The following is a 25,712-nucleotide window of genomic DNA, read 5'->3' as shown; positions in this document are numbered from 1 at the left end:
TCTATGCGAATCATCCCTCGACTTGTTTGTCTGGGAATTGCTGACATGACCAATCCGACTGCGCGCTCCGCGCCTAAACCCGGCGCGGGGGTCCTTGAGCTTCTGCGGCTGTTCAAGGACGATCAGGCCGCCGCCGATCGCTACGCGGCGGACCGTCTTGAGCAGGCGAAGGCGATAGAGCCTCGACTCAAAGCGTTCGAATATCTTCCCCAGAACACCGCGCGCCGGCCTGGGCCGTTGTCGGGCATTCCGGTAGCGATCAAGGATATCATCGCGACATCGGACATGCCGACCACGAACGGATCCCCGATCTACCGCGATCACATTCCCACCGCGGACGCCTGGGTGGTCGAACGGCTGCGCCATCTTGGCGCGACCATCTTCGGCAAAACGGTATCCACGGAATTCGCCTGGCGTCATCCCGGGCCGACGGTCAACCCCTGGAATTCCGGGCATACGCCGGGCGGTTCGTCATCGGGCTCCGCGGCGGCGGTCGCGGCGGGAATTGTCCCGCTGGCGTTGGGCACGCAGACACTTGGCTCGGTGATCAGACCCGCGGCATTCAATGGCGTGGTCGGGCTCAAGCCGAGCTTCGGCGCGATCCCGCGCACGGGCGTGCATCCTCTAAGCCCCTCGCTCGATCATGTCGGCTTCTTCGCCCGGCGGGTCAACGATGTGGCCTTTGCGCTGTCGCTGCTTGCCGCCTCAAGCGAAAGCGATCCGCATGGCCGGCTCCTGCCCAACTTTCAGATCGATACCGAAGGGGGTGTTCAACCTCTGAAAAAGCCGCGCCTCGCGATCGTGCGTTTCGAAAAATGGTCGAAGGTCGAGCCCGAACAGCAGAAAGTGTTCGAGGCGGCGATCGCAAGATTAAGCGACGCGGGCGCCGTTCTGGAAGAACTCGAGCTCGGCGAACTCGATCACGCCAACTGGAACACTATCAACACCATCCTCGCCAGCGAGGGTGCGCTGATATTCGGCGATCTCGTCGAACGTTATCCCGACCGCACCAGCGCCAGGCTGAAAGAACTGGTCCATACGGGGAAGGCTTGTTCTGCTTACGCGTTTCTTGCCGCCAAAGCTTTGCAGGAAAAACTGCGGTCGCGTTTCACAACCGATATCTCCGGCTTCGACGCCGTGCTGACGCTGCCGGCCTTCGGCGAAGCGCCGGCAGGCCTGAGCTATACCGGCGATGCCGAATATTGTGCGCCGTGGACCTTGCTCGGTGTACCCGCCGTGACGCTCCCGGCCGGGTTTGGCAGGAACGGCCTGCCCCTCGGCGCCCAGATCGTCGCCCCGTATCGTCAGGACCTTCGACTGCTTCGGGTGGCGAAATGGATCGAAAGCGTTTTGAAGTTCGAGCCCGCCATTCCCACGATCTAATCGACAGCAATCGCTGGCGGCTTCTTACCGTTACCGCCGCAGCACGGCACGCACCGGTGCGGCGTCGAGGCCCGCAAGTTTCAAGGGAAGCGCGATCAGTTCGTAATCACCGGGCGCGACACCGGCCAGCACAAGATTTTCGAGGATTCGGAGATCATACGCGCGGCAGACCATGTGCGACGGAAGGTCCTTCGAGGTCTCCGGATCGACCGAGGGAACATCGACGCCAATCAGGCGTGTCCCCTCAGCGGCCAGACGCTCCACCGCATCCGGCGCCAGCGCGCGAAATCCCGTCGGCCACACCATCGGATCGAGCCGGTCCATCAGCCTGAACAGCAGCCGCGGCGGAGCGCCGTCAAGAGCAGCCGCGATTTCGTCGAAACCGCAAAGCGGATGTGGGCCGCGGGCGTCGACCACCCTTGCCGGCCCGATGAAGTCGGCAAGGTCCAGCTGGTCGATACTGGCACCGTTCGGATCGTAGTGCAGAGGCGCGTCGGCGTGAGCGCCGCAATGCGTCGACATCGCGATCTCGGCGACGTTGACGGGACAGCCCGGCCCAAGCGTGAAGGTCCGCGCCGTCTTGAAAGCGGCGTCGCCGGGAAACACGCCCATGCCGATGCGCAGCGATGGTGAAATATCAATCAGAGCCATTACAGTTCGGTCCTGACCTGCCAAAGCTCGGGAAACAGCACCACGTCCAGCATGCTCCGCAAATAGGAAACGCCCGACGTTCCGCCAGTGCCGCGCTTGAAGCCGATGACCCGTTCGACCGTCGTCACATGATTGAAGCGCCAGCGGCGGAAGTAATCCTCGAAATCCACCAGCTTTTCCGCGAGCTCATAGAGCTCCCAAAAACGGGCGGGATCGCGATACACCGACTGCCATGCGGTTCGGACGCTGTCATTGGCGGCATGGGATACCGAGACATCGCGTTCGATGACATCACGATCGATGCCGAGGCCACGACGGTGCAGAACCTGGATCGTCAGATCGTAAATGCTGGGGGCCTGACGGGCCGCTTCCAGACGCTGCAGGGCCGGCTTGTCGTCGGCGTGGGAGCGCATCATCGCGGCATTCTTGTTGCCGGCCAGGAACTCGATCAGGCGGTATTGATACGACTGAAGGCCGGAGGAGCTGCCGAGCGATTCGCGAAACTGGGTGTATTCGCTGGGAGTCATCGTGCGCAGCACGTCCCAGGCGGAATTGAGCTGTTCAAGAATCCGCGATACCCGCGACAGCGTCTTGAACGCCGGCTGCAGATCGTCCGCCGCGATCAGCCGGCAGGTGGCGCTCAACTCATGGATGGCAAGCTTCATCCATAATTCGGACGTCTGGTGCTGGATGATGAACAGCATCTCGTCATGGGCCGTCGAGAGCGGATGCTGCGCATTCAGAATCTGGTCGAGCCCAAGATAGTCCGAATAAGACATGCCCTCGCGAAAGCTCATTTGCCTGTTGCCCTTCGCGCATCGCGGCTGAATACCGAACGCAACCTGTCAGACTCTTGAACGCTTCGCTCGGTTGGCCGATTAATGATTGTTTTAAGCGTAAAAGAATGGATTTTTGCTGTCAATCGCGATCTCCGGCGTGGTAGCTGCAACACATGTTGCCAATGCGCGACGGCGTCCTATGCTTTGCGGATCGTCCTATTCGGGTTTTGAGGTTCTGAATGACTGTCGCCAGCCCCGTCTCGCGCGACGCCTGCATTGCGCGCGACGCAACCGATCCGATCGGCGCGTTCCGCGATCGCTTCGTCATTCCTGACGGCGTGATCTACCTCGACGGCAATTCGCTGGGACCGATGCCGCGCGCGGCAGCGAACACCCTCCGCCGCACGATCGAGCAGGAATGGGGTCACGACCTGATCAGGAGCTGGAATTCCGCCGGATGGTTCGAGATGCCGCTGCGGCTCGGCGACCGCATCGGCGCGCTGATAGGTGCTGCTCCCGGGCAGACCGTTGTTTGCGACACTACGTCGATCAATCTCTACAAGGCCGTGCATGCCGCGATGGCGCTGCGCCCCGCCCGCGACGTGGTGATCGCGGAGGCGGCTTCCTTCCCCACCGATCTCTACATCATCGAAGGTGCCATGAAGTCCGCCGGCCGGCCGATGCAGCGGCGCCTGGTGGGCGCGGACGGCCCAACGGTCGAAGTTCTGCTGGACGAACGGGTTGCGGTCGTCGTGCTGTCGCAGGTCGACTATCGCACCGGCGCGTTGCTCGACGTCGCCGCCGTCACCGAACAAATTCACAAGGCCGGCGCGCTGGTGGTCTGGGATCTCTGTCATTCCGCCAGCGTGATTGAAATTGAATTCGACCGCCATGCGATCGATTTCGCGGTCGGCTGTACCTACAAATACCTCAACGGAGGTCCGGGATCGCCCGCGTTCATTTCGGTTGCAACGGCCCATCACGGCGCGGCGACGCATCCGCTGTCGGGCTGGTGGGGGCATGCGGCGCCTTTTGCCTTCGACCGTGATTTCCGGCCCGATGCCGGCATCAAACGCTTTCTTTGTGGAACTCCACCGATTATTTCGCTGCGCGGCGTCGATGCGGCTCTCGACGCGCTGGCGGGTGTCGAAGTGGCGGCGCTGAGAGAAAAGAGTCTGTCGCTTACCGAACTCTTCATGGCCCGCATCACCGCGCTGCGGCCCGGTCTCGACATCGTAACCCCTCGGGAAGGCTCGCTGCGCGGCAGCCAGGTCTCGCTTGCTTTCGAGCATGGCTATTCGGTCGTGCAGGCCATGATCGAGCGTGGCGTGATCGGCGATTTCCGCGCGCCCGATATCATGCGCTTTGGTTTTGCGCCGCTTTATCTCCGCTTCAGGGATGTCTGGGATGCCGCCGAGATCCTCGCCGGGTGCATCCGCGACGAGGTGTGGCGGGATCCGCGCTATAGCCAGCGACTTGCCGTGACCTAGGCCTTCGCGATCACGCAGCATTGAAAGTCCTGCGGCGCCTGCCGGCCGCGGAAAAGTCCTGGACGCAACCAAACCACGCGATCGCCGTTGATCTCGGTCACCAGCACTCGCGATCTCGATTGCGCAAGGGAATGAAATAATGAGCCAGCAGGAATTGCAGAACCCGGTCGATAAATATCCTAGGCCGCCCTTCAAGAAGCAGTCGCAGCCATGGCCCGGCCTTGCGAGCAAGATGGATCCGAGGCCCGACCACGGTGAGACGAGTTACAAGGGTTCGGGTCGCCTTTTGGGCCGCAGGGCCCTGATCACCGGCGGCGACTCCGGCATGGGCCGGGCAGCGGCCATTGCCTATGCGCGCGAAGGCGCTGATGTCGCGATCAACTACTTCCCCAGCGAAGAGCCCGATGCGAAAGAAGTCATCGACCTGATCAGGGCCGAAGGAAGAGTTGGCGTGGCCATCCCCGGCGATCTCCGGGATGAGGCCTTCTGCAAGCAACTGGTCGATCGCGCGGTCAAGGGGCTGGGCGGCCTGGATATCGTGGTCAGCAATGCCGGCCGGCAACAGACCCGCGCGTCCATCCTCGATATCACGACGGAAGATTTCGATGCGACCATGAAGACCAACATCTATGCGCCGTTCTGGATCATCAAGGCGGCGCTTCCGCATCTGAAGCCCGGCTCGGTCATCATCGGAACCGCCTCGGAGCAGGCCTACGACCCCTCGCCCGACCTATACGATTACGCGCAGACCAAAGCCGCCACCATGAACTACGTGAAGTCGCTGGCTAAACAGCTTGCGCCAAAAGGCATCCGCGTCAACGCGGTCGCGCCCGGACCGATCTGGACTCCGCTGCAGGTTTCCGGCGGCGCGACGCAGGAGAAGCTGGAAAAGTTCGGCGGTCAGACGCCGCTCGGCCGCGCCGGCCAGCCCGCCGAACTCGGCTCGATCTATGTTCAACTCGCAGCAGCCGACGCCAGCTATGCCACCGGCCAGGTCTATGGCGCCGCGGGTGGCTCGGGGCAGCCCTGATCTCGCAACGCGTAACGGCTGCGATCAGGCCGTTATAAAAATCGTGACGCCATGGCGAAGGTTTTGATCGGCACGTCGGGGTGGCATTACGATTCCTGGCGCGGACCGTTCTTTCCCAAAGGTTTGCCTATCAAGAGCCAGCTTCAGTATTATGCCAGCCAGTTCTCGACGGCGGAGCTTAATGGTGTGTTCTATCGGACACCAACACCGGAAGCGGTGAGAAGCTGGCGCGAGCAGACTGGAAATGCTTTGTTTTTGCCTGGAAGGCATCCAAATTCATTACCCATTGGAAGCGGCTGTCGCAAAATTCCGCGAACAGCCTCGAACTGCTTGAAGATCGCTTGTCGCTGCTGGGCGACAAGGCCGGACCGATCCTGTTTCAGTTGCCGCCGAATTTTGAGGCGGACGCCGATCGGCTTGCCTCATTCTTCAAGTTACTCTCGAACAAGCGCCGCTACAGTTTCGAATTTCGCCACCCGAGTTGGTACGCACCGCGCATACTAAGGCTGCTATCCGAACAGAATATCTCGCTGTGCCTGTCCGATCATCATGATGCGCCGGCGCCCTGGAAGCGCACCGCCGATTTCGTCTATATCAGGGGGCATGGGCCGCGGGGCCGCTACAAAGGCCACTATCGCCCCGAGGCGCTTGCGGGTTGGGGCAGACGTATCCGGTCCTGGAAGAAGCAAGGCTGCGACGTGTTCGTCCATTTCGACAACGACCAGAAGAGCGCTGCGCCTGCGGACGCACTGAAGCTGCGCCAATCGCTGGATTGAGGCTTTCTCTTACATCTTGCCGGGTTTGTTCTGCTCGTTCAGCGGCCTGACGCCTTGACTGCTGTCGGGCATCTTGTCCCGGCCCTGGTCGCCATTGGCATCGCTGCCGCCCGAGGTGGACATGCCGCTTCCGCTCCGGCTCGGTTTCATCGAACTTCCCGTGGTCGGCGAGGTGCCGGGGGTGGCGGAACTCGCGGCGGGGTCGCCGGTTGTGGACCCCCGGCCGCTCGGCACGCCATTCTGTGCGTGCGCGAAGGCGCCGCAGAGCGTCAGCGTAGCCGCGAGAAGGATTGTGGTGAATTTCATGGCCGTCCCTTTCGGTTGACCACGATAATTCGCCAGGGAAAGCCGGGTTCCGTTCTTCTTCGGCCGATGCAAACACCAGGCCGAACGGATGTCGCGACGGCTCAACCCGCCAGCAATTCGCGTCGATCAGGCGCGTCGGAGTTTTCTGTTGGAGCGAGCGTGGCCGTCGGCGGGTTGCCGCATGCCAGGGAGTGGGACTCGATTTCTTGCAGCGCCTTGTGGTGCCACATCTCGGCTTGCGCGAGCAGCCGCCAGCTCTCAAGGGGGTGAAACACCGCGCTCTGACGGCAGAGGGATTCCATTGCGCGGTAGCGAACGAGGTCCTTCATCTTCGCCTCCAGGCTCCCTACCCGCAACCATCTAAAGCGGATTTTCAAGACGGTGTCATTACGATTCTGGCGCGAGTCCGCCAGAAGTCTTAGGGACCCGGTTGTACGACCAGCCGACCGGCTCCCCTCAGCGCCTGATGTAGCAGTGGAACCCGCCGTAAATTCCGGACCGGTCCTGCTCGAAACCATCCGCACTACGCTCCTCATCCCGGACCCAGATTTGCCGGAGCGGCGCAAGCTCCGCGCTTTCGAGCGGGGATTCCGCGCCGGCGGTGCGAAAGATCACGCGAACATGGTCGGTGCCGGTGCGGTCGATCGCATTCCAAAGCGCGCCGATCTCCTCCGGCGACATCCAGTCCTGCGAGTCCAAAAGCACCACCGCATCGACCTCGCGGGCCGGAAGGCTTTCCAGGAACAGCCGAAGATTGGCATGCACCGGAATGATCAATCCCGCGCCGTCGCGCATGCGCCCGAACTGGCTGCGCTGCAGATAAGGCGGCAGGCAGCTGTCACCGGGACCGGGATAGCCGCGATGCAGCGCCTGCCACGCGAAATAATTGTTCTCGTTGGGATGGCCGTTGATCAGCCGCAACAACCGCTGATGCAATACTTCGTTGAGCGGTGCACCGCCGCCCAGCAGGGCCCGCTGCTGCGGCGGAATACCCAGGCTGAACAGCAACGCCGGGGTTCCCGTGATCAGGCGAGCCAACGGCGAATGGAACAGCCGGTGCAGACGATCCAGTGCCTGAATGCGTTCGGGGGCGTCGGGTTTACCGGTCAGCAACGCTGCCAGATCGATGCGGGCGAACTTCGCCAGCAGATGAGCGAGACCGATGAAGCGGCCGAGCATGCCGTGGCGGTAGAAGCCGTCTGTGAAGTAAGCATGCCGCGGGCGCCCGATCAGGTTGCGCTTGTCCCAGTATGCGCGCGCGTCGGCGTCGAGCAGGAGCCATAGCCGCTCGCGATAGAGGTCGGAGTTGGAGGGCGAGGCGGCCTCGCCGAAGAACTGCCAGAACTCGGCGTAGTTGGAACAGGCACGCAGTCCGGCAAGCTTGAGTTTGAGCAGCGACAGGTGGGCTTCGTTGAGGTCGACCGCATATACCTGGGCCGGTTGCGCGGTGAGATAGGACAGCGCGTTGCAGCCGCCGGATGAAATGGTGACGATGGTCGATCCAACCGGCAGCCGGAGCGCCGCAAGATCCGCTTCCGGGTCTTCCCAGATCTGGGTATAAACCAGGCGGCGAAACCAGAACGCGAACAGCCGGTCCCAAACGCTCGCTTCGCCTTCGGCTCGGCTGTTGCGGACCGCGTCCGCGATAAGTTGCGTGTTCATCCATCCCTCGAATCAGCAATCCGACAAGGGTATCGCGCGCGCGCTGCAGTTTTGCGACAGCGGGCGAGAACGATGACAGCGTGCGAGGTCGTATCGTCAGCCGATATTTCGCGATCCCTCGCGGGGCATGGCCAGTTGTCACACCCCTGTCGCGCGAACATCCGATGGGAATAAGCAACACAGGCATATGAGGGTACAGCGATGTCAGCATGTTCCTCCGATATCGGCGCCGACACCACGTGGCGGGCCGAGGCGACCCGCCGCATGAACCGGATGTATCGCCGGCAACGCCACATCTACGACGGAACACGGCGATACTATCTGCTCGGTCGCGACCAGTTGATCGCCACGCTCAATCCCGCCGCCGGCGCCACCGTGCTGGAAATCGGCTGCGGAACCGGCAGGAACCTGGTGTTGGCCGCCGGGCTGCATCCCGAGGCGCGGTTTTTTGGCATCGATGTTTCGACCGAAATGCTGACGACCGCGATTTCAGCCATTTTGCGCCGCGGCCTGACCAAACGGATTCGCGTCGCGCATGGCGACGGAACGACGTTCGACCCGTCCGCCTTGTTCGGCATCCCCGCTTTCGATCACGTTTTGATTTCCTACAGCCTGTCGATGATCCCGGACTGGCGTGGTGTCCTCCAGGCAGCCGCGAGCAACCTCAAGCCCGGCGGCCGTCTGCACATCGTCGATTTCGGCCATCAGGAACGATTGCCTGGTGTTGCCCGCGCGCTGCTGCGGCGGTGGCTTGCAATGTTCGACGTCACGCCGCGTGACGATCTCGAGCCCGTGCTGTCGGCGATGGCTGACAGCAGCGGCGCCAGCCTGAAGTTCGAGCGCCCATTCCGCGGTTACGCGCAGTGCGCCGTGCTGACGTTTACGCCGGGACCATTGACGCCGTGAACGGATGGCTCGCATTGCTGGCGGCCGGACTGTTCGAGGTCGCCTGGGCGTTCGGCCTGAAATATTCCGATGGGCTGACCCGGTTCTGGCCGACCGCTGCGACCCTCGCCGCGATCGCGCTCAGCTTCGGATTGATGGCCCTCGCCCTCAAGTCGCTGCCGTTCGGCACGGCCTATGCGGTGTGGACCGGAATTGGAGCCGTCGGAAGTATCATCGTCGGAATGCTTGTCTACAGCGAGCCGGCGGATCCGGTCCGGATCCTTTGCCTGACGCTGATCGTGGCGGGGATGGTGGGGCTGAAGCTCAATTCGCCGGTGTAAGCTGCCGCATCGGTTCACGGCTCGCGCTTGGTGCGCAAACCTCTCCACGCTTCCACTGCTCCGAACAGGCCAAGCGCCATCACAAAGGGCAGGAAGTGGTAGAGGAATCGGAACATCAGGAGCGCCGCAATCAGCGGCTCCTTGTCCTCGCCGCCCAGTCCGAGCAAGATCGCCGCGTCAAACACGCCAAGTCCTGCCGGCGTATGGCTCGCGAAGCCCAGCAATGTCGCGGCGATAAACACGGTGGTCAGCCGGAAGATATCGATATTCATCCCGGCCGGAATCAGCACGTACATCGCAAGCGCCGCGGCGCCGAGATCGAAAACCCCGATCGCGATCTGCAGCAGGACCATCGGCCCGGATGGAAGCCGGACCGGCCAACGCCGGGTCCCGATGCTTCTGGGTGAAAGCCAGCTCCAGATCAGGAAGGCGACGATGGCGAGCAGCAGCGCCGCCGCAAGCCCGCTATTGACCGTCCGCGGCAGGTAGTCGAACAGGCTGATGGCGCCGGGATCGCTGAGCAGGCTGAGGCCGAGTGCCGTGAGGTTGCCCAGCCAGAATGTGAGTCCGGTCAGAAAACAGATATTCGCCACGTCGACGGCGCCGAGGCCGTTGCACGAATAGATTCGATAGCGGATGACCGGCGAGACCAGCGCGACCGCACCTATTCCATGCGCGATCGGATAGCTGGTGAAACTGGCGAGAGCGGCGATCCGGTAGGGAACGTCGGTACGCCCGATGGTGCGCAACGCCAGCAGATCGTAAAGGGTCAAACTGCCGTAGGAGGCGACCACGAGCAGCGACGCCACTGCGATCAGCCCCGTGCTGGTATGGCGAACGACCGCCAGCACTTCGCCGTAGTCGACGTGCTTGAGCGCATGCGTCAGCGCGAATATGGCCATCCCGGCGATGGCGATGCTGATAGCGACACCGAGGCCCTTCACTCGGGCACTGCTGCCAGGCGTCTTTTGCAGCACGGTGACTTCCAGGGTGTTCATCCATTCGGCAGCGTCAATTAACGTGCCGCCCGATTCGGGTGGCCGACACACCCCATTGACACGTTGATGTGACAGTCGCGTTACCGGCATCGGTCAATTCGGGCACCGGCGATCCAGTCTGGAAACAGGTTGTCTCGTTAAATCGAAGTCCGGACGCATTATGGTCGCACCCCGTTCACGCTGTCTTTGTAAGACACAGGCGAAAGACCCAACCGTTTCGAGGCAGCATGAACGCGGAATTCGACTACGATCTCACGCCCGATCAATGGGAAGGGTTAAAGGCGCTGCGCGCGCCCGCACGGAATTCCCGAGCCGTGAACCGATCGGTCCTCGAGCGACTCATCGCGCTTCAACTGGCGGCGATGAGCGACGATGGCCCGGCGATTACGCGCAAAGGCCGCAGCGTGCTGTTGCGCGGCTCGCCGCGACTGTGGGACGTCGCGGCCTGAGCATTGGCTCGTTCGTAACAATCCTTCACCACAGCGACTGCCGCGCCCTCTCCGGCCACGCTCTGTCGTAGTCCTCGCCGCCGACGCGGTTCTCACTCATGTCGGCGAGAATCTGGCCCGGCGTCGGCAGACTTCTGGGGTCGACGCGCTTGTCCGGATTCCACAAGTCGGACCGGACGATGGCGCGGGCGCACTGAAAATAAATCTCCTCCACGGTCATGACGATGACTGTGCGCGGCGCCTTGCCGTCGATCCGAAACGACGCCAGCAAATCCGCGTCAGCCGACACCTGCGCGCGGCCATTGACGCGCAGCGTGCTGCCGGAGCCCGGAATCAGGAACAGCAGCGCAACGCGGGGATCGCGCACGATGTTGCGCAGCGAATCGACGCGGTTGTTGCCGCGACGATCGGGCATCATCAGCGTCTTCTCATCGTGAACACGGACGAAGCCGGGCAAATCGCCGCGCGGCGAACAATCCAGCCCCTCCGGGGCACAGGTTGCCAGAGCCGCGAATGGCGACTTGTCGATCAGCACTCGATATTGCGGCGTGATCCTGTTCGCGACCTTGACGGTGGAAGCCTCGTTCGGATGACCGTAGATCGTCTCCAATTCCGCAATCGTTGCGATGACAGACATTGCCGCTCCCCTGATCTCCGCACCGGCCGGCACGGCGCCGCGCTTCCGTCACTGCGGCTTGATGACGCGGACAAATTCGCGGGCATGGTGTTCGGCGCTGCCGACATTGACAATGGTGACATCGGGCACGGCATCGTCGACGGCGCGATGAAGCCTGCCCGCCAGTTCGCCGTCGCTGCCTCGCGCCCGCGCGGCGAGGCGTTGGCCAAGAATTTCAGGCGGCGCCGTGATCGAAACCACCACGACATCGGCGTAGGCGCGGCGCATCGTGCCAACCACGGTGCGTGATACATTGGCGACCACCGTACGCCCGGCGCTGATATCGTCATCGATGGCGCGCGGCAGTGCGTAGCAATGGCCATGCGCTTCCCAGTGCACGGCGAAATCGCCCCGTGCCAGCGCCTGCCGGAAGGCCTCCAGGCTCATCTGCTCGTTATCCTCGAAGGCCGACGCTTCGCGCGTCACCACGCGACGGGGAAAAACGACCCGGTCGTCATCGGCGCAGGCGTCCCGAGCAAGCCCGATCAGCGTGTCCTTGCCGGCACCACTCGGACCGATCACCAGGATCAGCCGGCCGCGCCCGATTGTGGCCGACCGATGATCGGATTCGGTCGGCGCGTCCGTCATGCCACCCGATGTCCTTCGCGCCAGACGCTTCGCACCACCGGAATGTCCCGGGCCACATGCACGCGAATCAGGTCGGCACGCTTGCCGGCCGCGATTTCGCCGCGGTCCGCGAGACCGACCGCTTCGGCGGGCGTCTTGGTGACGGTGCGGATGGCGGACGCCAGATCGATGCCCGGCACGCGCTGCGGCAGTTGCAGCGCCGCCATCAGCAGGCTGGAAGGAATGTAGTCGGACGACAGGATATCGAGCAGTCCCTCGCGGGCGAGATCGACCGCGGCGATGTTGCCGGAATGCGAGCCCCCGCGCACCACATTCGGCGCTCCCATCAGAATGCCGATGCCGGCCTGATGCAGCCCGCGCGCGGCTTCGATCGTGGTCGGAAATTCCGCCACCGAAACGCGGTCCCGGATAGCGTCGGTGACATTCTCGTCGGTGGTGTCGTCGTGACTGGCCAGTGGTATTTCGTATTGCTGCGCCAGCGCCACGATCGCGCGCATATTGGTCGCCGCATAGGCCTTCTGATAGGCAAAACGCCGTTCAAACAGCGTGTTGAGTTCGGCGTCGGTCATGCCGGCGCCCTTGCCGCGATAATAGTCACGCAGCTTACCCTCGTCGCGAAACTGGCGTTGCCCCGGCGTGTGGTCCATCAGCGACATCAGCCGCACATCCGGCCGTCCGATCAGTTCCTTGGCGTCTTCGACCACATCAGGCATCGGAATTTCGCAGCGCAGGTGCAAGAAATGATCTGCCCGCAGCAGGTCGGCATCGCGCGCCGATGCGATCGCCTTGGCCAGCACGACCGCCCTGCCATCGACCTCCTCGGCGCCGTCCTCGCGCCAGACCCGCAGCGAATCCAGCACCGTGGTGATGCCCGAGGTCGCCAACTGCCCGTCATAGGAAACCACGGCGGCGATCGGGTCCCAGAATACCTTTGGGCGCGGCACGTAATGCGCCTCGAGATGATCGGTGTGCAGTTCGATCAGGCCCGGCATGATCAGGTCGCCGCCGGCGTCCTCGCTCCTTCCGGGAGCGTTACCCTCGCCGAACTCCGCAATGCGGCCATCCACAAAAGCGATCCAGCCGCGCTCGATTACCCGATCCGCCAGCACAATCCTGGCGTTGCCAAATACGGTTTCAGATCCGGTCGCAGTCATCTCACGTCTCTTCCTTCATGCCGCTGACGCAAACGATGTCACGTCGACGATTCGGTCGGCGATCAGGTGGCGTATCTCATCGTCGTGGACGATGGCGACCATGGCAACGCCCGCGCGCTTCTTTTCTTCGATCAGATCCACCACCACGGCGCGATTGGCGGCATCCAGCGACGCGGTCGGCTCGTCGAGCAGCAGGATCGGCAGCTCGGAAATAAAGCCGCGCGCGATGTTGACGCGCTGTTGCTCGCCTCCCGAGAAGGTCGAAGGCGGCAGCGCCCACAGGCGCTCAGGGATATTGAGACGGCGCAGCAAGGCGCCGGCGCGAGCGCGCGCCTCGGCGCGCGCCACCCCGTTCGCGATCAAGGGTTCGGCCACCACGTCCGATGTCGCGACCCGCGGCACCGCGCGGAGGAACTGGCTGACATAACCAATGGTGGCGCGGCGCACGCTGAGGATCTGCCGCGGTTCGGCCTTCGCGAGATCGATCTCTGTGCCCTGGTGACGGATGCCGATACGGCCGCCATCGCAGCGGTAATTGCCGAAGATCATTTTCAGGATCGACGATTTACCGGCGCCCGACGGGCCGGCCAGCACCACGCACTCGCCCGCTTTGACCTGAAACGACACGCCGCGCACCACAGGAAGCTGCACGCCACCCTGCAGATGCATGGTGAAGGTCTTTTCCGCGTTGGTGATTTCGATCATCGCAGTCATTGGCGCGCTCATGCCGGCAAAATCGAGGAGACGAGCAATTGGGTGTAGGGCTCGCGGGGATCGTCGAGCACCTGGTCGGTCAGCCCGGTCTCGATGACCCGGCCGCCCTTCATCACCATGACACGATGCGACAACAGCCGCGCCACCGCGAGGTCATGGGTGACGACGATGGCGGCGAGGTTCAACTCGCTCACGAGGTTACGCATCAGGTCGAGCAGCCGCGCCTGCACCGATACGTCGAGCCCGCCGGTCGGCTCATCCATGAACACCAGACGGGGCTCGGTGACCAGATTGCGCGCAATCTGCAACCGCTGCCGCATCCCGCCGGAATAGGTCCGCGGCGCATCGTCGATGCGTCCGATGTCGATCTCGACCCGCTCCAGCCAGGATGACGCGGTGTCTCTGATCCGGCCATAGTGATTCCAGCCCACCGCCATCAGCCGCTCGCCGACATTGGCGCCGGCCGACACCGCCATTCGCAATCCCAGCGCGGGGTCCTGGTGCACGTAGCCCCAGTCGGTGCGAAACAAAAATCGTCGTTCGGCTTCGCCAAGCGCGGCGAGGTCGCGCATCACCCCATCGCGCATCCGGTACGACACCTGACCCGCGCTCGGCGCAAGCTGCGCCGACAGCAATTGCAGCAGCGTGGTTTTGCCCGATCCGGATTCGCCGACGATTGCCAGCACTTCGCCGGGATAGAGCGCAAAGGACACGTCGCGGCAGGCGGTCAGCCGGCCATAGTTCTTGCCCAACCGGTCCGCAACCAGCAGGGGTTGATCGCCATCGCCGGCGCGTTGATGTTCAGCCATGCGGCCTCTCCTTGTGCGGAGCCGCGCTCTCGCTGCCGCGATGACCCTGGGTCTGGCGGGTCTCGCAGTAATCGGTGTCGGAACAGACGAACATCCGGCCGCCCCGGTCGTCGGTGACGATTTCGTCGAGGTAGGAATCATCCGCGCCGCACAGCGCGCAGGGCGCATCGAAGCGGTAGCGCGTGAACGGATGATCCTCGAAGTCGAGCGACACCACCGACGTATGCGGCGGTATCGCGTAGATGCGCTTCTCGCGGCCGGCGCCGAACAGCTGCAGCGCCGGACAATCATCCATCTTCGGATTGTCGAATTTCGGCGTCGGCGACGGATCCATCACGTAGCGGGCATTGACCTTCACCGGGTAGGCGTATGAGGTCGCGATATGCCCGAAGCGGGCAATGTCCTCGTATAGCTTGACGTGCATCAGCCCGTATTCACCGAGCGCATGCATGCGCCGCGTTTCGGTCTCGCGTGGCTCGAGAAAACGCAGCGGCTCCGGGATCGGCACCTGATAGACCAAGACTTGCCCGCCATGCAGCGCTGCTTCGGGAATTCGGTGCCGGGTCTGGATCACGGTGGCATCCACCGTCGAAGTCGTGGTCGCGACGCCGGCGGTCTTGGCGAAAAACTTGCGGATCGAGATCGCGTTGGTGGTGTCGTCGGAGCCCTGGTCGATCACCTTCAGCACGTCGTCGGGGCCGAGAATCGCCGCCGTGACCTGCACGCCGCCGGTGCCCCAGCCGTAGGGCATCGGCATTTCGCGGCTGGCGAACGGCACCTGGTAGCCGGGGATCGCGATCGCCTTCAGGATGGCGCGGCGAATCATCCGTTTGGTCTGTTCGTCGAGATAGGCGAAGTTGTAGGTCGGCGCGTTCATTCCGCGGCCTCCTGCATGCCGGCCGAAGCGTCGGCCGCCTCGAAAAATTCCTTGCGCAGCTTGCGCAGCAGACCTAGTTCGGACTGGAAGTCGACATAATGCGGCAGCTTGAGGTGCTCGACGAAGCCGGTCGCCTGCACATTGTCGGAATGCGACATCACGAACTCTTCATCCTGCGCAGGCGCGACAGCTTCTTCGCCTAGTTCGCGCGCGCGCAATGCGCGGTCCACCAGCGCCATCGACATCGTCTTGCGCTCGCTTTGCCCGAACGCCAGACCGTAACCGCGGGTAAAGCACGGCGCTTCCGTCGCCGAACCCTTGAACTGATTGACCATCTGGCATTCGGTCAGCGCGATTCCGCCGAGCGGCACCGCGAATCCGACATCTTCGGCAAAAAATTCCACCTCGACCTCGCCGAAGCGAATCTCGCCGGCGAACGGGTGGCTGCGGCCATAACCCCGCTGCGACGAATAACCCAGCGCCAGCAGAAAGCCTTCGTCGGCGCGCGCCAGGTTCTGCAGCCGCAGATCGCGATCGGCGGGGAAGCTGAGCGGCTCACGCGTGAGATCGCCAACGGGAGAGTCGGCGTCCGCCGTGGGCGATGGCTCGATCAGACCGTCACGGCCGAGTATGTCGGTAACGCGTGGCATCGCCGCGGGCGATGCAACCGACGTTGCGGGCGGCTCCGGAACGAGACCGTCGGCGAGTTGCGGGTCCAGCAGACGGTGGGTGTAGTCGAAGGTGGGCCCGAGCACCTGGCCCCCTGGAATATCCTTGAATGTCGAGGAAATCCGGCGGTGCACCTGCATCGTGCCGGTATCGACCGGTTCGGTCGCGCCGAAACGCGGCAAGGTGGCGCGGAACGCCCGGACCAGAAAGATCGCCTCGATCATGTCGCCGCGCGCCTGCTTGATGGCGAGTGCTGCGAGTTCGCAATCGTACAGCGAGCCTTCCGCCATTACGCGGTCGACCGCGAGACTGAGTTGCCCGGATATCTGATCGAGCGACACTTCCGGAACGCCGAGATCGCCGCGGCGCTCATGCGCCAGCAGCCGATGGGCGTTCTCGATGGCGCGTTCGCCTCCCTTGACGGCGACATACATGTTCAGCCTCCCTTCGCGACCAGCCGCGTGGTGCGCGGTATCGCGACAATGCTATCGCCATGGACCAGCACGACATCGATACCGCGCGGAAACAGCGCGGCATTGACGGCAAGCCGCTCGAACAGGTCCCGGGGCTCGATCGCGGCCCGCAAGACCGCCGTGCCGTCGATGCCGGGACCCCGCAACTCGAGACTTTCGCCTTGCGTCAGGCTTTCGACCTGCAGGATCAGCGTGCTTGAACGGTCGGGGTATTCATTGCTGCCGAGCGAAAACCGATCGAGCGCGGTAAGCGCGCTGGCGGCGCCGATCAGCGCAAAACTGCAGATCGAGGAATCCAAAACCACCGGCGCGCCGGTGTGGAATTTGAGCCATTTTGTCACATCCGATGTCTCTGACATCCGTGGATCGAGCCAGACCGGCGTATCGTGATCGAACAATGTCAGCGCGATGGCCGCGGTGCCGCTCATCATGGCAGCAGGAGCGCCGGCGGCGGCAACAATGCGCTGCACGCTGCCGGGGCGCGCCATCGCATCCATCACTGAACGGAACGTCGACTGCGCCGACAACACCTTGTCCGCAAACCCCGCAGGCAGTTCGGCAACCGTCGTCATCGCTCAACCCTCACCGCGCACCAGCGTATAGAAATCGACCCGCGTCGCCGCGGTCTCCGCACCCTTTCGGTTTCGCACCGAGATCGCGGCCTCGCGCAACGGCGCCAGAACCTTTGTCTCTACCGCGTCCGCGAATTCATGCGACTGCACCAGGGCGTCGCACAGCGCGATCATGTGCGCCTTTTCCCGATCGCGGCCGAGGGTGTAGCCGAAGCCGACCTCGCCGCCCGCAAGCCGCACGGCGGCGCGCGAGACCGTGGCCTCGCCGAGATTGAACGGCGCGCCATCGCCGCCGACGCGGCCGCGCACCATCACCAGGCCGTTTTCCGCCTCGCGCAGATTTTCATATGGCGGCGACGCGATGGCGGCGAGATGTCTGGCAATCTCGGCCGCATCGGCATGCGCCAGCACCGCCATGGCCGCCTTGCGCCGCGCCTGTTTACTGTTTTCGTTCACGATCATATCGGCCTTGCCGGAATCAAGTTGTCTATGATAATAGACAACTTGATAATGAAACGCCATGACTGTTTCGTGACACCATGATGATTTTTCCGATGTCCTTCTCCGGCCTTTCTGCGTCATGACCCTGCAGGACGCAGTTTCGGGCGTCGCGCTATGGCGGCAGGTCGCCGACGGGATCGAGCGTGGCATCGCCGACGGCAGCTTTGCCGCGGGCGAACGGCTGCCCGGCGAGATCGAAATCGCCGAGACCTACCGCGTCAACCGCCACACCGTGCGCCGGGCGCTGGCGACGCTGGCCGAGCGCGGCCTGGTGCGCGCCGAACGCGGCAGCGGCACCTATGTGGAAGCGCCGCGCCTCGCCTATCCCTTGCGCTCACGCACGCGGTTTTCCGAGATCGTCGGCGCCGGCGGCCGCGAGCCGCGCGGCCAGTTGATCGGCGCCTCCGAAGAGCCCGCGACGCGCGAACTGGCGCGGCAGCTTGGCCTCAAGACCGGCGCGCCGCTGGTCCGGATCGAAGCGCTGCGGCTCGCCGACCGCACGCCGATCTGCGTCGGCACCACCTGGCTCGCGGCGGAGCGGTTTCCCGATGCCGGGCGGATTTACGAGAGTGCCCGATCGATGACCAAGGTGCTTGCGCATTACGGGATCCGCGACTATCGCCGGGCTTCGACCCGCGTCACGGCTGGGATCGTCGACGCCACCGACGCTACGCGGCTCGATCTCGCACTCGGCCGCCCGATTCTGGTGGTCGACAGCACCGACGTCGACGGCGGTGGCAAACCGCTGCTGACCACCCGGGCGCGCTTTGCCGCCGAACGCGTCGAATTCGTGGTCGAGAATAGCTAACCGCGCTTCATACGACAGCGCGCCGGCCGATGATCGCGAAGCGCAGTTTGCTCGAGATCCAGTCGATGATGGCCACCGTTATCAGGATCATGATCACCGCGAATGCGACCTGGTCAAAATCATAGGTTCTGATCTGCTCGGACAGTTGCAAGCCGATGCCGCCGGCTCCCACGATCCCGATGATCGTCGCCGATCGCACGTTCGATTCGAAGTAATAAAGTATCTGTCCCGCGATGATCGGGAGTACCTGCGGCAGCAGGCCGAACCGCACGGCCAGCAAGCCAGTCCCGCCGCTTGCCAATATGGATTCTCGCGCGCGCTCCTCAGTGGATTCGATCGCTTCCGAAAACAGCTTGCCGAGCGCGCCTGTATCGGAAACTGCGATCGCAAGAACCCCCGCGAACGGACCAAGGCCAACAACACCAACGAAGACCAGCGCCCAGATCAGGGCATCGACACCGCGGATCGTGTCCAGGCCGCGGCGGATTGCGAAACGAATAAGGGAGTGAGGCGCCGTATTCTTGGCGGCGAGAAAGCTGACCGGAAATGCGAAGACGGTCGCAATCAGGGTTCCGAGAAACGCGATGGCGAGGGTCTCGCCCATCGCCTTGATCAACAGATGGAGGTGACCGCCAGCCGACGGAGGAAACATCAGCGCGACGAACTTTGCGAGCGACGCCAGCCCCGGTCCGATCTGGTCAAACGGAATGGCGAGCCACCACCCCGCGAAAATCGCGACGCCCGCGATTCCCAGCGGCGCAGCAAGCGCGGACGCGCGCCGAAGCGGCGATTCGTTGAAAAGATCGCGGTGCCGGTCCAGCACCGTATTTGGATCGTCCAAAAGCGTCATGCGGCGCGCGCTCATCGGCCCGTATCCTGACCGGACAACCGATGCCGGATCCGTTCAGTCACCAGATCGATGACCGCTACCGAAACGATGATCATCAGCAGGATGGCGCTGACGTCGGTATAGTAGAATTTTCGGATAGCCACGAAAAGATCCTGACCGATCCCTCCTGCCCCAACCATGCCAACCACCGAGCCTGACCGCACGTTGATCTCAAAGCGCAGCAGGGTGTAGCTGGCGAAACTCGACACGACCTGCGGCAGCGCACCGAACCGCACCATTTCGATAAATCGGCTTCCAGTGCTGCGCACACCTTCGACCGGCTTCATATCGATGTTTTCGATGGCCTCGGTGAACAGCTTGCCGAGCGTCCCGAAGGTATGAATTGCGATCGCGAGGATTCCTGCCAGGGGTCCGAGGCCGAAGGCGCTGACAAACATCAATGCGAATACCAGGTCAGGAACCGTGCGGCAGAATTCGAAAATGCGCTTGATGCTCCATCGCAGCACATTGCTTGGAGCAAGATTGGCCGCGGCGAAGAAGGCAATCGTGAATGCACCGCTGGCGCCGATCAATGTGCCGAGATAGGCGATCAGTACGGTATCGAGCAGGAGCTTCAGCCAGCCCGTGAAATTCCAGTACCAGTCCGCGACGTCCGCATCAAAATGCGCAATGCCGAGCTTGGGAACAATCCGGCCAAAATAACTGGTGAAGTTCGATATGTGCTGGAAAAGATAGTTGACATCGACTTCGCCGAAACGCCCGGCGATGGCTATCAGGATGGCCAGGATCCCCAGTACCAGCAATGATTGCCGGCGGCGGCGTCCGACTTCACGCTGGTAGTCGGCGAGCAGCACCTCGAGGCGCGCCTGCGGTACGCTCAGGATGCTGGAGGTCATGACCGGCCCGCGTGGATCAGAAAAAAGGGGAGCGGCGAAAGCTCGCCGCTCCCCGGGCTCTTCAGGAGCGCTTTTTGCGCATGTCGTTGACGTACTGAATCATGTCCACGGTGTCCTGATAGTCTTTGTGGGTCACCGGCACAAACTCCTTGTCCTTGCCGTCGGACAAGCGGTCGAAGGCGGCCTTGTCCTTGGTGGGAGCCTCCATGAAAGCCTTTACGATGCTCTGCTTGAGATCGGTTGGGAGATCGGAGAGGTACGCATAGGGCGAACCGGCCAGGAGTCCGGACTTGAAGATGACCCGGAAATCTTCCTTCTTGGCCATTCCTTTCGCGACCATGCGCGTGAGGTTCGAGTCGGTATCCGAATTCCACCAGTCAGCGGCGCAATCGACCGTGCCCTTGTCGAGCGCAATCACGCCGTTCTCGTGGCTTCCGGTGATGATCGACTTGCTGAAGAAGGCATCAGCATCGATACCGTTCTTGTGCAGGAAGAATCGCGGCGCATTGTAGCCGGAGGTCGAATTCGGATCGACGAAGCCAATGGTCTTGCCCTTGAGATCCTTGATATCCTTGTAAGGACTGTTGGCCTTGACGTAGATCACCGAATAGTAGCCGACCGTGCCGTCATTGTTCCTGGTGGTGACGAATGGTTCGATCTTGACGCCGGTCATATAGGCCGTCGAATACGAGGCTGGGCCGTAATAGGCCACCTGAATATTGCCGGCGCGCTGGCCCTCGATGACAGCAGCATAGTCGTTGGCGATGCGCAGCTTGACAGGAACGCCGAGTTCTTTCGAGAGATAGGCCATGAAGGGAGCGTAGCGGTCGTTGACGCCCGACGCATTTTCGGCCGGTATTACGGCGAAGGTCAGTTCCTTGTATTTCGATTTCCAGTCATCGGCATGAGCAACGCTCGTGGTAAAGGCCAGCGCAATCGCGCCTGCGGATACAAAATGGCGGCGGTTCAGCATATGTCTTCTCCTGTCGGGTGGGTGAGGCAGTTTCTTGTCGGCGCGAGGGTCGCGGCAGTCAGCGGCTACGCGATAGCAGGTACGCCTAGAATGGAGCCTTCAACGGGGAAGGCGTTCGGTCTTGCCGACGAGGTGGCCCTTGCGTCGGATTCGAGGCCATAAAGACGCTGCGCTTCCAATTCCGTCAGTTGTTCAGGCGTCCCGTCGAACACCACCTGACCGGCCGCCATGCCGATCAAGCGATCGCAATAGCCGCGCGCCAGTTCGAGGGAATGAAGGTTGCAGATCACGGTGATCCCAAAATCCCTGTTGATACGCTGCAGCGAGTCCATCACCACTTTGGTGTTGTGCGGATCGAGCGAGGCGATCGGCTCGTCCGCGAGAATAATGTCCGGTTCCTGGACCAATGCGCGAGCGATCGCGACGCGCTGCTGCTGACCGCCGGAAAGCTGATCCGCGCGCTGCACCGCAAGCGATGCGATATCAAACTCCTCGAGTGCGGCCAATGCGATCGCCTTGTCGGCATCCGGCCATAGTTTCAGCAATGCCCTCGCCGGCGAGACCGTCGCCAAACGGCCCATCAGCACGTTAGTCAGGACATCGAGACGGCCGATCAAATTGAACTGCTGGAAGATCATGGCCGAACGGGCGCGCCACTTCCGCAGCTCGCGACCCTTCAGCGCGGTGACGTCAACGCCGTCGAAAACAATGCGTCCGGAGCTCGGCTCCGCGAGACGATTGATCATCCGCAGCAGCGTCGACTTGCCGGCGCCGGAACGGCCGATCACACCGACAAAGCCACCGGGAGCTATCGAGAACGATGCATTGTCGACAGCGGCCTTTGTGCCGAAACGGCACGTCAAACCTTCAACCACCAGCATGCATTGCTCCAGACCCCCAAGCCTTGACCATCGCTAGCGTCTGGATTCGACAGTTGTGTGACAGTCGCGCTACGCGGCACCCGCGGTCCACACCCCAGTGGGGCGTCATCCATCTGTCATGATACTGTCATCATGCGCATCGATGACGTGCAGCCTTGGGTCGTTACGCATCACTCGTGGAAATTCGCATGGCCGGCAAAATACTTTCGGAACCGACCGTCGATCCGTCGGCGAAACTGCACGATGCCAGGCTTGGCGCCTATTGCGAGGTCGGCGCCCGAACTATCCTGCACGACGTCGTCATGGACGATTATTCCTACGTCGTGAACGACGCGCAGATCACCTATGCCACGATCGGAAGGTTCTGCTCGATCGCGGCGATGACGCGAATCAACCCCGGGAATCATCCGATGCAGCGGGCTTCGCAGGCGCACTTCACCTATCGCGCCAGCGCTTATTTCCCGGGCGAGAGCGACGAGCCGGAGTTTTTCGAATGGCGGCGCGGCCATCGCGTTCACATCGGTCATGACGTCTGGATCGGGCATGGCGCGATCGTGTTGCCGGGCCGCAGCGTCGGCACCGGCGCCGTTGTCGCGGCCGGCGCCATCGTGACCAAGGACGTGCCGGCCTACACCATCGTCGCCGGAAATCCGGCGCGGACGATCAGACTGCGGTTTCCGGAAGAGACTACCAACCGGCTGGCGGCGCTTGCGTGGTGGGACTGGGACCACGAAACCCTGCGCAGGGCCCTGCCCGATTTTCGAAAACTCGCTGTCGAGGACTTTCTCGCAAAATACGAGGCGGCGGTCAGTTCCAGTCGCCCGCGTAACCCCAAACGAAGTGCAGCATCGTGACCGACATTTTCATCGACCGCGGCCGGACCCTGTTCGGCAGAGAATTTTCTGAATCCTCGCTGCAGATCGCCGGAGGCAAGATCAGCGAAGTTGATTCGGACCGCAGACGCGGCTCATTTGGGCTCGATGCCCGGGATCTCCTGGTGCTGCCTGGGATCGTCGATCTGCATGGCGACGCGTTCGAGCGGCAAATGATGCCCCGCCCCGGCGTCGATTTTCCGATCGACGTGGCGCTGGCCGACAGCGACCGGCAGGCGATCGCCAATGGAATCACCACCGTCTATCACGCCACGACCTGGTCCTGGGAGCCCGGCCTTCGCAGCGGCGACAATGCGAGGCAGTTACTCGAGGCAATCGAGACCTTGCGGCCGCAACTCGCCGCCGACACCCGCTTCCACCTGCGCCATGAGACCTACAATCTCGAGGCCGAATCCGAGATCAAGCAGTGGCTATCCGACGGACGTATCGACCTGTTCGCGTTCAACGACCACATGGATTCCACGGTCGCCAGCCTCGCCAAGCCGCAGAAGCGGGCGCGTATGGTGGAGCGTTGCGGCCTTTCCAGCGAGGAGTTCGATCGGCTGGTCACGCGCGTGGTGGCGCGCGGCTCCGAAGTCCCAGGCTCGATCGCGGGGCTGGCTGAAACAGCGCGTTCAGCCGGGGTGCGGATGCTCTCGCACGACGATGAAAGCCCCGCCGCGCGAAAGGAATTTCGCGCGCAAGGTGTCGGCATCGCTGAATTTCCGGTCAACGAGGAAACCGCGCGCGAGGCGGCCGGGGCCGGCGATGCCATCGTGTTCGGCGCGCCCAATGTGGTGCGCGGCGGCAGCCATACCGGATGGACCAAGGCGGCCGACATGATCGCCAAGGGCTTATGCTCGGTCTTGGCCTCCGACTATTACTATCCGGCGCCGTTGCTGGCCGCGTTCCGCCTTGTTGCCGATGGCGTGTTGCCGCTTGCCGAAGCGTGGAATTTGATTTCGGCGGCCCCGGCCCGGGCCGCAGGTCTCACCGATCGCGGCATTCTGGCGGAAGGGCGCCGGGCCGACCTCATCCTGGTCGACGATGATGTGCCGCTGCGGCCGCGCATCATCGCTGTCATCGCCGCCGGGCGCTTGGTTCATCTGACGGACGCGAGCCGCCTGATCCATTCGTCTCACGCCCAAGGCAAGGCGGTTGCAGCCGCCTGACGCCGCTCTATTCTGCTGAGATGGCGACCTTTCCCCGTTATGCGATCTATTACGTGTCTGCGCCCGGCAGCGATCTCGATCGCTTCGGTGCGCAACTGCTCGGCTATGACGCCTTCAGCGGCGAGGACCTGCCCTTCCCGGACGGGATTTTGCCGTTAGTGCCGGACTGGCATGACCTGACGCGGGATCCGCGCAAATACGGTTTTCATGCCACGCTGAAGGCGCCGCTGTCACTGGCACAAGGGAGGACCGAGGCTGAGCTGCTGACCGCCTGCGAATCGTTCGCCGGCGCGTCCCGGGCAATTCCGATCATCGCGCCGGTCGTCGATTCGATCAGCGGCTTTATCGCGGTGGTGCCGCGCGAACCGGTAGCAGAACTGGAACGGCTTGCGGCGGATTGCGTCAGCGCGCTCGATTCGTTCAGAGCCCCGCTGACAGCAGATGATCGTGAACGACGAAATCCATCACAGCTGACGCCGAGGCAACGCGAATATCTCGATCGCTGGGGGTATCCTTACGTCTTCGAAGAATTCCGCTTCCACATGACGCTGACAGGCCGGCTTGGTGCCGAGCGGCGCGAACCCGTGTTGAGGATGCTGCGAAATCGTTTTTCCGCGCTCGGTCTGAACACGCTCGCGATCGACAGGATGGCGCTGTTCCGTCAGGACAATACCGATTGCCGATTCCGCATCGTCAATCATTGGAAGCTGCGCGCCGCTGACGGCCGCCAAAATTGATCTGCGTCAGCGGCTGCGAACGCCCTGCACCTGGCAACCCCGCAAGAACAGCGCCACGCAATTGCCTACCCGCGCTTCGATCTGCGGACGCGACGGCAGCGGCACGCCGCCGAACATCGCGGCGCGCCGCGGCGCCGAGGTAACCATGCCGAGCAGCATGCCGGCGGCCTCGTCGACGTCGTCGAGCGCAATCAAGCCGCGCGCCTGCTGCACCCGCAACCAGTCCGCCAGCGCCATGGCAGTACGCTCGATCGCGTTCTTGTAGAACGTCCCCGCGATACCGCAGAACTTGCCGGCCTCCTGCAGCACCATGCGCTGAACCGCGATCACTTCCTCGTCGAGCGCAAGATCCGCGCACGCCATCAGCGCCGCAAACAGGGCCTGTTCGATGTCGGTGTGATCCGCGGCGTGGAGGTTGACGACAGAGAGGAAGCGGTCGAGCCGGTCCGACACCATGCCCTCGAACAGCGACGCCTTGTTGGGAATCAGGCGATACAGCGTCTTGGTGGACACCCCGGCGCGGCGCGCCACGGTCTCCATGCTGGTCGCGGCGTAGCCGCTGGCGGCGAATTCATGTCGCGCGGCCTCGTAGATGACCCCGCGTGTTTCATCGTCGGGACGGACCTGTGGACGACCGCGGCAGCGCTTGTCCTGGGTCTTGGCCTGGGTGGTGTCGATCTCAGCCATGCTTTTACATGATGCCTGTCATTCCATTGACAGTCCCAATATAGGGTCTATTT

At 62.9% G+C, this 25,712-nt stretch carries 30 protein-coding genes and 1 pseudogene; 11 read left to right on the top strand and 20 right to left on the bottom strand.

The window, feature by feature from the left end:
• Positions 1-45 precede the first annotated feature (45 nt).
• A complete protein-coding gene (locus B5527_RS10670) occupies positions 46-1,383 on the top strand; it encodes an amidase (protein WP_079601252.1) in 1,338 nt (445 codons plus the stop codon).
• Positions 1,384-1,413: 30 nt separating this feature from the next.
• Here B5527_RS10670 and kynB read toward each other — a convergent pair whose 3' ends face one another.
• Complete coding sequence (gene kynB / locus B5527_RS10665) at positions 1,414-2,034, bottom strand: arylformamidase (RefSeq protein ID WP_079601251.1); 621 nt, start codon at positions 2,032-2,034, stop codon at positions 1,414-1,416.
• Entirely contained in the window at positions 2,034-2,831 is a 798-nt protein-coding gene (gene kynA, locus B5527_RS10660) for a tryptophan 2,3-dioxygenase (protein WP_079601250.1), read from the bottom strand. The genes kynB and kynA overlap by 1 nt, the downstream gene beginning before the upstream one ends.
• Positions 2,832-3,052: 221 nt before the next feature.
• On the opposite strand from kynA, the gene kynU reads away from it, so the two are divergent.
• From kynU to B5527_RS10645, 3 genes and pseudogenes are all read left to right on the top strand, one after another.
• Positions 3,053-4,303, top strand: a complete 1,251-nt coding sequence (gene kynU / locus B5527_RS10655) for a kynureninase (protein WP_079601249.1) — start codon at positions 3,053-3,055, stop codon at positions 4,301-4,303.
• Between the two features lie 139 nt (positions 4,304-4,442).
• A complete protein-coding gene (locus tag B5527_RS10650; protein ID WP_079601248.1) occupies positions 4,443-5,333 on the top strand; it encodes an SDR family oxidoreductase in 891 nt (296 codons plus the stop codon).
• Positions 5,334-5,384: 51 nt separating this feature from the next.
• A pseudogene (locus B5527_RS10645) lies at positions 5,385-6,109 on the top strand (DUF72 domain-containing protein).
• A gap of 9 nt (positions 6,110-6,118) precedes the next feature.
• Here the strand turns inward: B5527_RS10645 and B5527_RS10640 are convergent.
• From B5527_RS10640 to B5527_RS10630, 3 genes are all read right to left on the bottom strand, one after another.
• Positions 6,119-6,415: a hypothetical protein gene (locus B5527_RS10640; RefSeq protein WP_079607203.1), complete on the bottom strand. Its 297-nt coding sequence runs from the start codon at positions 6,413-6,415 to the stop codon at positions 6,119-6,121.
• Between the two features lie 101 nt (positions 6,416-6,516).
• Positions 6,517-6,744 (bottom strand): hypothetical protein, encoded by a 228-nt coding sequence (locus B5527_RS10635; RefSeq protein WP_154072149.1) that lies wholly within the window; start codon positions 6,742-6,744, stop codon positions 6,517-6,519.
• Between the two features lie 127 nt (positions 6,745-6,871).
• On the bottom strand, positions 6,872-8,077 hold the full coding sequence (locus tag B5527_RS10630) for a DUF3419 family protein (protein ID WP_079601246.1): 1,206 nt from the start codon (positions 8,075-8,077) through the stop codon (positions 6,872-6,874).
• A 201-nt stretch (positions 8,078-8,278) separates the two neighbouring features.
• Here B5527_RS10630 and B5527_RS10625 point away from each other — a divergent pair, with 201 nt between their 5' ends.
• Both B5527_RS10625 and sugE read left to right on the top strand, forming a co-directional pair.
• Entirely contained in the window at positions 8,279-8,983 is a 705-nt protein-coding gene (locus tag B5527_RS10625; protein ID WP_079601245.1) for a class I SAM-dependent methyltransferase, read from the top strand.
• The gene (sugE, locus tag B5527_RS10620; protein ID WP_079601244.1) at positions 8,980-9,303 is read left to right on the top strand and encodes a quaternary ammonium compound efflux SMR transporter SugE; all 324 of its coding nucleotides are present in this window, start codon (positions 8,980-8,982) and stop codon (positions 9,301-9,303) included. Before B5527_RS10625 ends, sugE begins: the two co-directional genes overlap by 4 nt.
• A 14-nt stretch (positions 9,304-9,317) precedes the next feature.
• On the opposite strand, the gene B5527_RS10615 is transcribed toward sugE, so the two are convergent.
• On the bottom strand, positions 9,318-10,301 hold the full coding sequence (locus B5527_RS10615) for a lysylphosphatidylglycerol synthase domain-containing protein (RefSeq protein ID WP_154072148.1): 984 nt from the start codon (positions 10,299-10,301) through the stop codon (positions 9,318-9,320).
• A 227-nt stretch (positions 10,302-10,528) separates the two neighbouring features.
• Here B5527_RS10615 and B5527_RS10610 point away from each other — a divergent pair, with 227 nt between their 5' ends.
• Positions 10,529-10,750, top strand: a complete 222-nt coding sequence (locus tag B5527_RS10610) for a hypothetical protein (protein ID WP_079601243.1) — start codon at positions 10,529-10,531, stop codon at positions 10,748-10,750.
• 25 nt (positions 10,751-10,775) lie between these two features.
• Here the strand turns inward: B5527_RS10610 and B5527_RS10605 are convergent, their stop codons facing one another.
• From B5527_RS10605 to phnG, 9 genes are read right to left on the bottom strand one after another with little or no spacing between them, the layout of a single operon-like run.
• Entirely contained in the window at positions 10,776-11,387 is a 612-nt protein-coding gene (locus B5527_RS10605; RefSeq protein WP_079601242.1) for a pyridoxamine 5'-phosphate oxidase family protein, read from the bottom strand.
• Positions 11,388-11,435: 48 nt separating this feature from the next.
• The gene (gene phnN, locus B5527_RS10600) at positions 11,436-12,014 is read right to left on the bottom strand and encodes a phosphonate metabolism protein/1,5-bisphosphokinase (PRPP-forming) PhnN (RefSeq protein WP_079601241.1); all 579 of its coding nucleotides are present in this window, start codon (positions 12,012-12,014) and stop codon (positions 11,436-11,438) included.
• Positions 12,011-13,168, bottom strand: a complete 1,158-nt coding sequence (locus B5527_RS10595) for an alpha-D-ribose 1-methylphosphonate 5-triphosphate diphosphatase (RefSeq protein ID WP_079601240.1) — start codon at positions 13,166-13,168, stop codon at positions 12,011-12,013. Before B5527_RS10595 ends, phnN begins: the two co-directional genes overlap by 4 nt.
• A gap of 15 nt (positions 13,169-13,183) precedes the next feature.
• Positions 13,184-13,882, bottom strand: coding sequence for a phosphonate C-P lyase system protein PhnL (phnL, locus tag B5527_RS10590; protein ID WP_079607201.1), 699 nt, complete (start codon positions 13,880-13,882; stop codon positions 13,184-13,186).
• 8 nt (positions 13,883-13,890) lie between these two features.
• Positions 13,891-14,691: a phosphonate C-P lyase system protein PhnK gene (gene phnK / locus B5527_RS10585; protein WP_079601239.1), complete on the bottom strand. Its 801-nt coding sequence runs from the start codon at positions 14,689-14,691 to the stop codon at positions 13,891-13,893.
• A complete protein-coding gene (locus tag B5527_RS10580; RefSeq protein WP_079601238.1) occupies positions 14,684-15,568 on the bottom strand; it encodes an alpha-D-ribose 1-methylphosphonate 5-phosphate C-P-lyase PhnJ in 885 nt (294 codons plus the stop codon). The genes phnK and B5527_RS10580 overlap by 8 nt, the downstream gene beginning before the upstream one ends.
• Positions 15,565-16,671 (bottom strand): carbon-phosphorus lyase complex subunit PhnI, encoded by a 1,107-nt coding sequence (locus B5527_RS10575; RefSeq protein WP_079601237.1) that lies wholly within the window; start codon positions 16,669-16,671, stop codon positions 15,565-15,567. Before B5527_RS10575 ends, B5527_RS10580 begins: the two co-directional genes overlap by 4 nt.
• Positions 16,672-16,673: 2 nt before the next feature.
• Entirely contained in the window at positions 16,674-17,282 is a 609-nt protein-coding gene (gene phnH / locus B5527_RS10570) for a phosphonate C-P lyase system protein PhnH (RefSeq protein WP_079601236.1), read from the bottom strand.
• A 3-nt stretch (positions 17,283-17,285) separates the two neighbouring features.
• Positions 17,286-17,744 (bottom strand): phosphonate C-P lyase system protein PhnG, encoded by a 459-nt coding sequence (gene phnG / locus B5527_RS10565; RefSeq protein WP_245332714.1) that lies wholly within the window; start codon positions 17,742-17,744, stop codon positions 17,286-17,288.
• 118 nt (positions 17,745-17,862) lie between these two features.
• On the opposite strand from phnG, the gene phnF reads away from it, so the two are divergent.
• Positions 17,863-18,591 (top strand): phosphonate metabolism transcriptional regulator PhnF, encoded by a 729-nt coding sequence (gene phnF, locus B5527_RS10560; RefSeq protein WP_079601234.1) that lies wholly within the window; start codon positions 17,863-17,865, stop codon positions 18,589-18,591.
• 7 nt (positions 18,592-18,598) lie between these two features.
• On the opposite strand, the gene phnE (B5527_RS10555) is transcribed toward phnF, so the two are convergent.
• The 4 genes from phnE (B5527_RS10555) to phnC form a co-directional block, all read right to left on the bottom strand.
• A complete protein-coding gene (phnE, locus tag B5527_RS10555; RefSeq protein ID WP_425305067.1) occupies positions 18,599-19,456 on the bottom strand; it encodes a phosphonate ABC transporter, permease protein PhnE in 858 nt (285 codons plus the stop codon).
• Positions 19,453-20,337: a phosphonate ABC transporter, permease protein PhnE gene (gene phnE / locus B5527_RS10550; protein WP_079601233.1), complete on the bottom strand. Its 885-nt coding sequence runs from the start codon at positions 20,335-20,337 to the stop codon at positions 19,453-19,455. Before phnE (B5527_RS10550) ends, phnE (B5527_RS10555) begins: the two co-directional genes overlap by 4 nt.
• A 61-nt stretch (positions 20,338-20,398) precedes the next feature.
• The gene (gene phnD, locus B5527_RS10545) at positions 20,399-21,310 is read right to left on the bottom strand and encodes a phosphonate ABC transporter substrate-binding protein (protein WP_079601232.1); all 912 of its coding nucleotides are present in this window, start codon (positions 21,308-21,310) and stop codon (positions 20,399-20,401) included.
• A 65-nt stretch (positions 21,311-21,375) separates the two neighbouring features.
• Positions 21,376-22,191, bottom strand: coding sequence for a phosphonate ABC transporter ATP-binding protein (gene phnC / locus B5527_RS10540; protein ID WP_079601231.1), 816 nt, complete (start codon positions 22,189-22,191; stop codon positions 21,376-21,378).
• A gap of 188 nt (positions 22,192-22,379) precedes the next feature.
• Between phnC and B5527_RS10535 the strand changes: the two genes are divergently transcribed.
• The 3 genes from B5527_RS10535 to B5527_RS10525 are packed head-to-tail and all read left to right on the top strand — an operon-like array spanning position 22,380 to position 24,972.
• A complete protein-coding gene (locus tag B5527_RS10535; protein ID WP_079607199.1) occupies positions 22,380-23,045 on the top strand; it encodes a chloramphenicol acetyltransferase in 666 nt (221 codons plus the stop codon).
• Entirely contained in the window at positions 23,042-24,235 is a 1,194-nt protein-coding gene (locus B5527_RS10530; RefSeq protein WP_079601230.1) for an alpha-D-ribose 1-methylphosphonate 5-triphosphate diphosphatase, read from the top strand. The genes B5527_RS10535 and B5527_RS10530 overlap by 4 nt, the downstream gene beginning before the upstream one ends.
• Before the next feature lie 20 nt (positions 24,236-24,255).
• A complete protein-coding gene (locus B5527_RS10525) occupies positions 24,256-24,972 on the top strand; it encodes a DUF1045 domain-containing protein (protein ID WP_079601229.1) in 717 nt (238 codons plus the stop codon).
• 6 nt (positions 24,973-24,978) lie between these two features.
• Here the strand turns inward: B5527_RS10525 and B5527_RS10520 are convergent, their stop codons facing one another.
• Positions 24,979-25,659, bottom strand: coding sequence for a TetR/AcrR family transcriptional regulator (locus B5527_RS10520; RefSeq protein ID WP_079601228.1), 681 nt, complete (start codon positions 25,657-25,659; stop codon positions 24,979-24,981).
• Positions 25,660-25,712: the final 53 nt, after the last annotated feature.

This window comes from Bradyrhizobium erythrophlei (genome assembly GCF_900129425.1).
In the GTDB taxonomy this organism is placed as follows: Bacteria; Pseudomonadota; Alphaproteobacteria; order Rhizobiales; family Xanthobacteraceae; genus Bradyrhizobium; species Bradyrhizobium erythrophlei_C.
The sequence above is the reverse complement of the archived record's forward strand: the minus strand, read 5'-3'. Positions and strand labels throughout refer to the sequence as shown.

Bases quoted from the DNA above. Each gene is read 5' to 3' on its own strand.
- B5527_RS10670 (WP_079601252.1), top strand. From the start codon at position 46: ATGACCAATCCGACTGCGCGCTCCGCGCCTAAACCCGGCGCGGGGGTC.
- kynB (WP_079601251.1), bottom strand. From the start codon at position 2,034: ATGGCTCTGATTGATATTTCACCATCGCTGCGCATCGGCATGGGCGTG.
- kynA (WP_079601250.1), bottom strand. From the start codon at position 2,831: ATGAGCTTTCGCGAGGGCATGTCTTATTCGGACTATCTTGGGCTCGAC.
- kynU (WP_079601249.1), top strand. From the start codon at position 3,053: ATGACTGTCGCCAGCCCCGTCTCGCGCGACGCCTGCATTGCGCGCGAC.
- B5527_RS10650 (WP_079601248.1), top strand. From the start codon at position 4,443: ATGAGCCAGCAGGAATTGCAGAACCCGGTCGATAAATATCCTAGGCCG.
- B5527_RS10640 (WP_079607203.1), bottom strand. From the start codon at position 6,415: ATGAAATTCACCACAATCCTTCTCGCGGCTACGCTGACGCTCTGCGGC.
- B5527_RS10635 (WP_154072149.1), bottom strand. From the start codon at position 6,744: ATGAAGGACCTCGTTCGCTACCGCGCAATGGAATCCCTCTGCCGTCAG.
- B5527_RS10630 (WP_079601246.1), bottom strand. From the start codon at position 8,077: ATGAACACGCAACTTATCGCGGACGCGGTCCGCAACAGCCGAGCCGAA.
- B5527_RS10625 (WP_079601245.1), top strand. From the start codon at position 8,279: ATGTCAGCATGTTCCTCCGATATCGGCGCCGACACCACGTGGCGGGCC.
- B5527_RS10615 (WP_154072148.1), bottom strand. From the start codon at position 10,301: ATGAACACCCTGGAAGTCACCGTGCTGCAAAAGACGCCTGGCAGCAGT.
- B5527_RS10610 (WP_079601243.1), top strand. From the start codon at position 10,529: ATGAACGCGGAATTCGACTACGATCTCACGCCCGATCAATGGGAAGGG.
- B5527_RS10605 (WP_079601242.1), bottom strand. From the start codon at position 11,387: ATGTCTGTCATCGCAACGATTGCGGAATTGGAGACGATCTACGGTCAT.
- phnN (WP_079601241.1), bottom strand. From the start codon at position 12,014: ATGACGGACGCGCCGACCGAATCCGATCATCGGTCGGCCACAATCGGG.
- B5527_RS10595 (WP_079601240.1), bottom strand. From the start codon at position 13,168: ATGACTGCGACCGGATCTGAAACCGTATTTGGCAACGCCAGGATTGTG.
- phnL (WP_079607201.1), bottom strand. From the start codon at position 13,882: ATGACTGCGATGATCGAAATCACCAACGCGGAAAAGACCTTCACCATG.
- phnK (WP_079601239.1), bottom strand. From the start codon at position 14,691: ATGGCTGAACATCAACGCGCCGGCGATGGCGATCAACCCCTGCTGGTT.
- B5527_RS10580 (WP_079601238.1), bottom strand. From the start codon at position 15,568: ATGAACGCGCCGACCTACAACTTCGCCTATCTCGACGAACAGACCAAA.
- B5527_RS10575 (WP_079601237.1), bottom strand. From the start codon at position 16,671: ATGTATGTCGCCGTCAAGGGAGGCGAACGCGCCATCGAGAACGCCCAT.
- phnH (WP_079601236.1), bottom strand. From the start codon at position 17,282: ATGACGACGGTTGCCGAACTGCCTGCGGGGTTTGCGGACAAGGTGTTG.
- phnG (WP_245332714.1), bottom strand. From the start codon at position 17,744: ATGATCGTGAACGAAAACAGTAAACAGGCGCGGCGCAAGGCGGCCATG.
- phnF (WP_079601234.1), top strand. From the start codon at position 17,863: ATGACCCTGCAGGACGCAGTTTCGGGCGTCGCGCTATGGCGGCAGGTC.
- phnE (WP_425305067.1), bottom strand. From the start codon at position 19,456: ATGAGCGCGCGCCGCATGACGCTTTTGGACGATCCAAATACGGTGCTG.
- phnE (WP_079601233.1), bottom strand. From the start codon at position 20,337: ATGACCTCCAGCATCCTGAGCGTACCGCAGGCGCGCCTCGAGGTGCTG.
- phnD (WP_079601232.1), bottom strand. From the start codon at position 21,310: ATGCTGAACCGCCGCCATTTTGTATCCGCAGGCGCGATTGCGCTGGCC.
- phnC (WP_079601231.1), bottom strand. From the start codon at position 22,191: ATGCTGGTGGTTGAAGGTTTGACGTGCCGTTTCGGCACAAAGGCCGCT.
- B5527_RS10535 (WP_079607199.1), top strand. From the start codon at position 22,380: ATGGCCGGCAAAATACTTTCGGAACCGACCGTCGATCCGTCGGCGAAA.
- B5527_RS10525 (WP_079601229.1), top strand. From the start codon at position 24,256: ATGGCGACCTTTCCCCGTTATGCGATCTATTACGTGTCTGCGCCCGGC.
- B5527_RS10520 (WP_079601228.1), bottom strand. From the start codon at position 25,659: ATGGCTGAGATCGACACCACCCAGGCCAAGACCCAGGACAAGCGCTGC.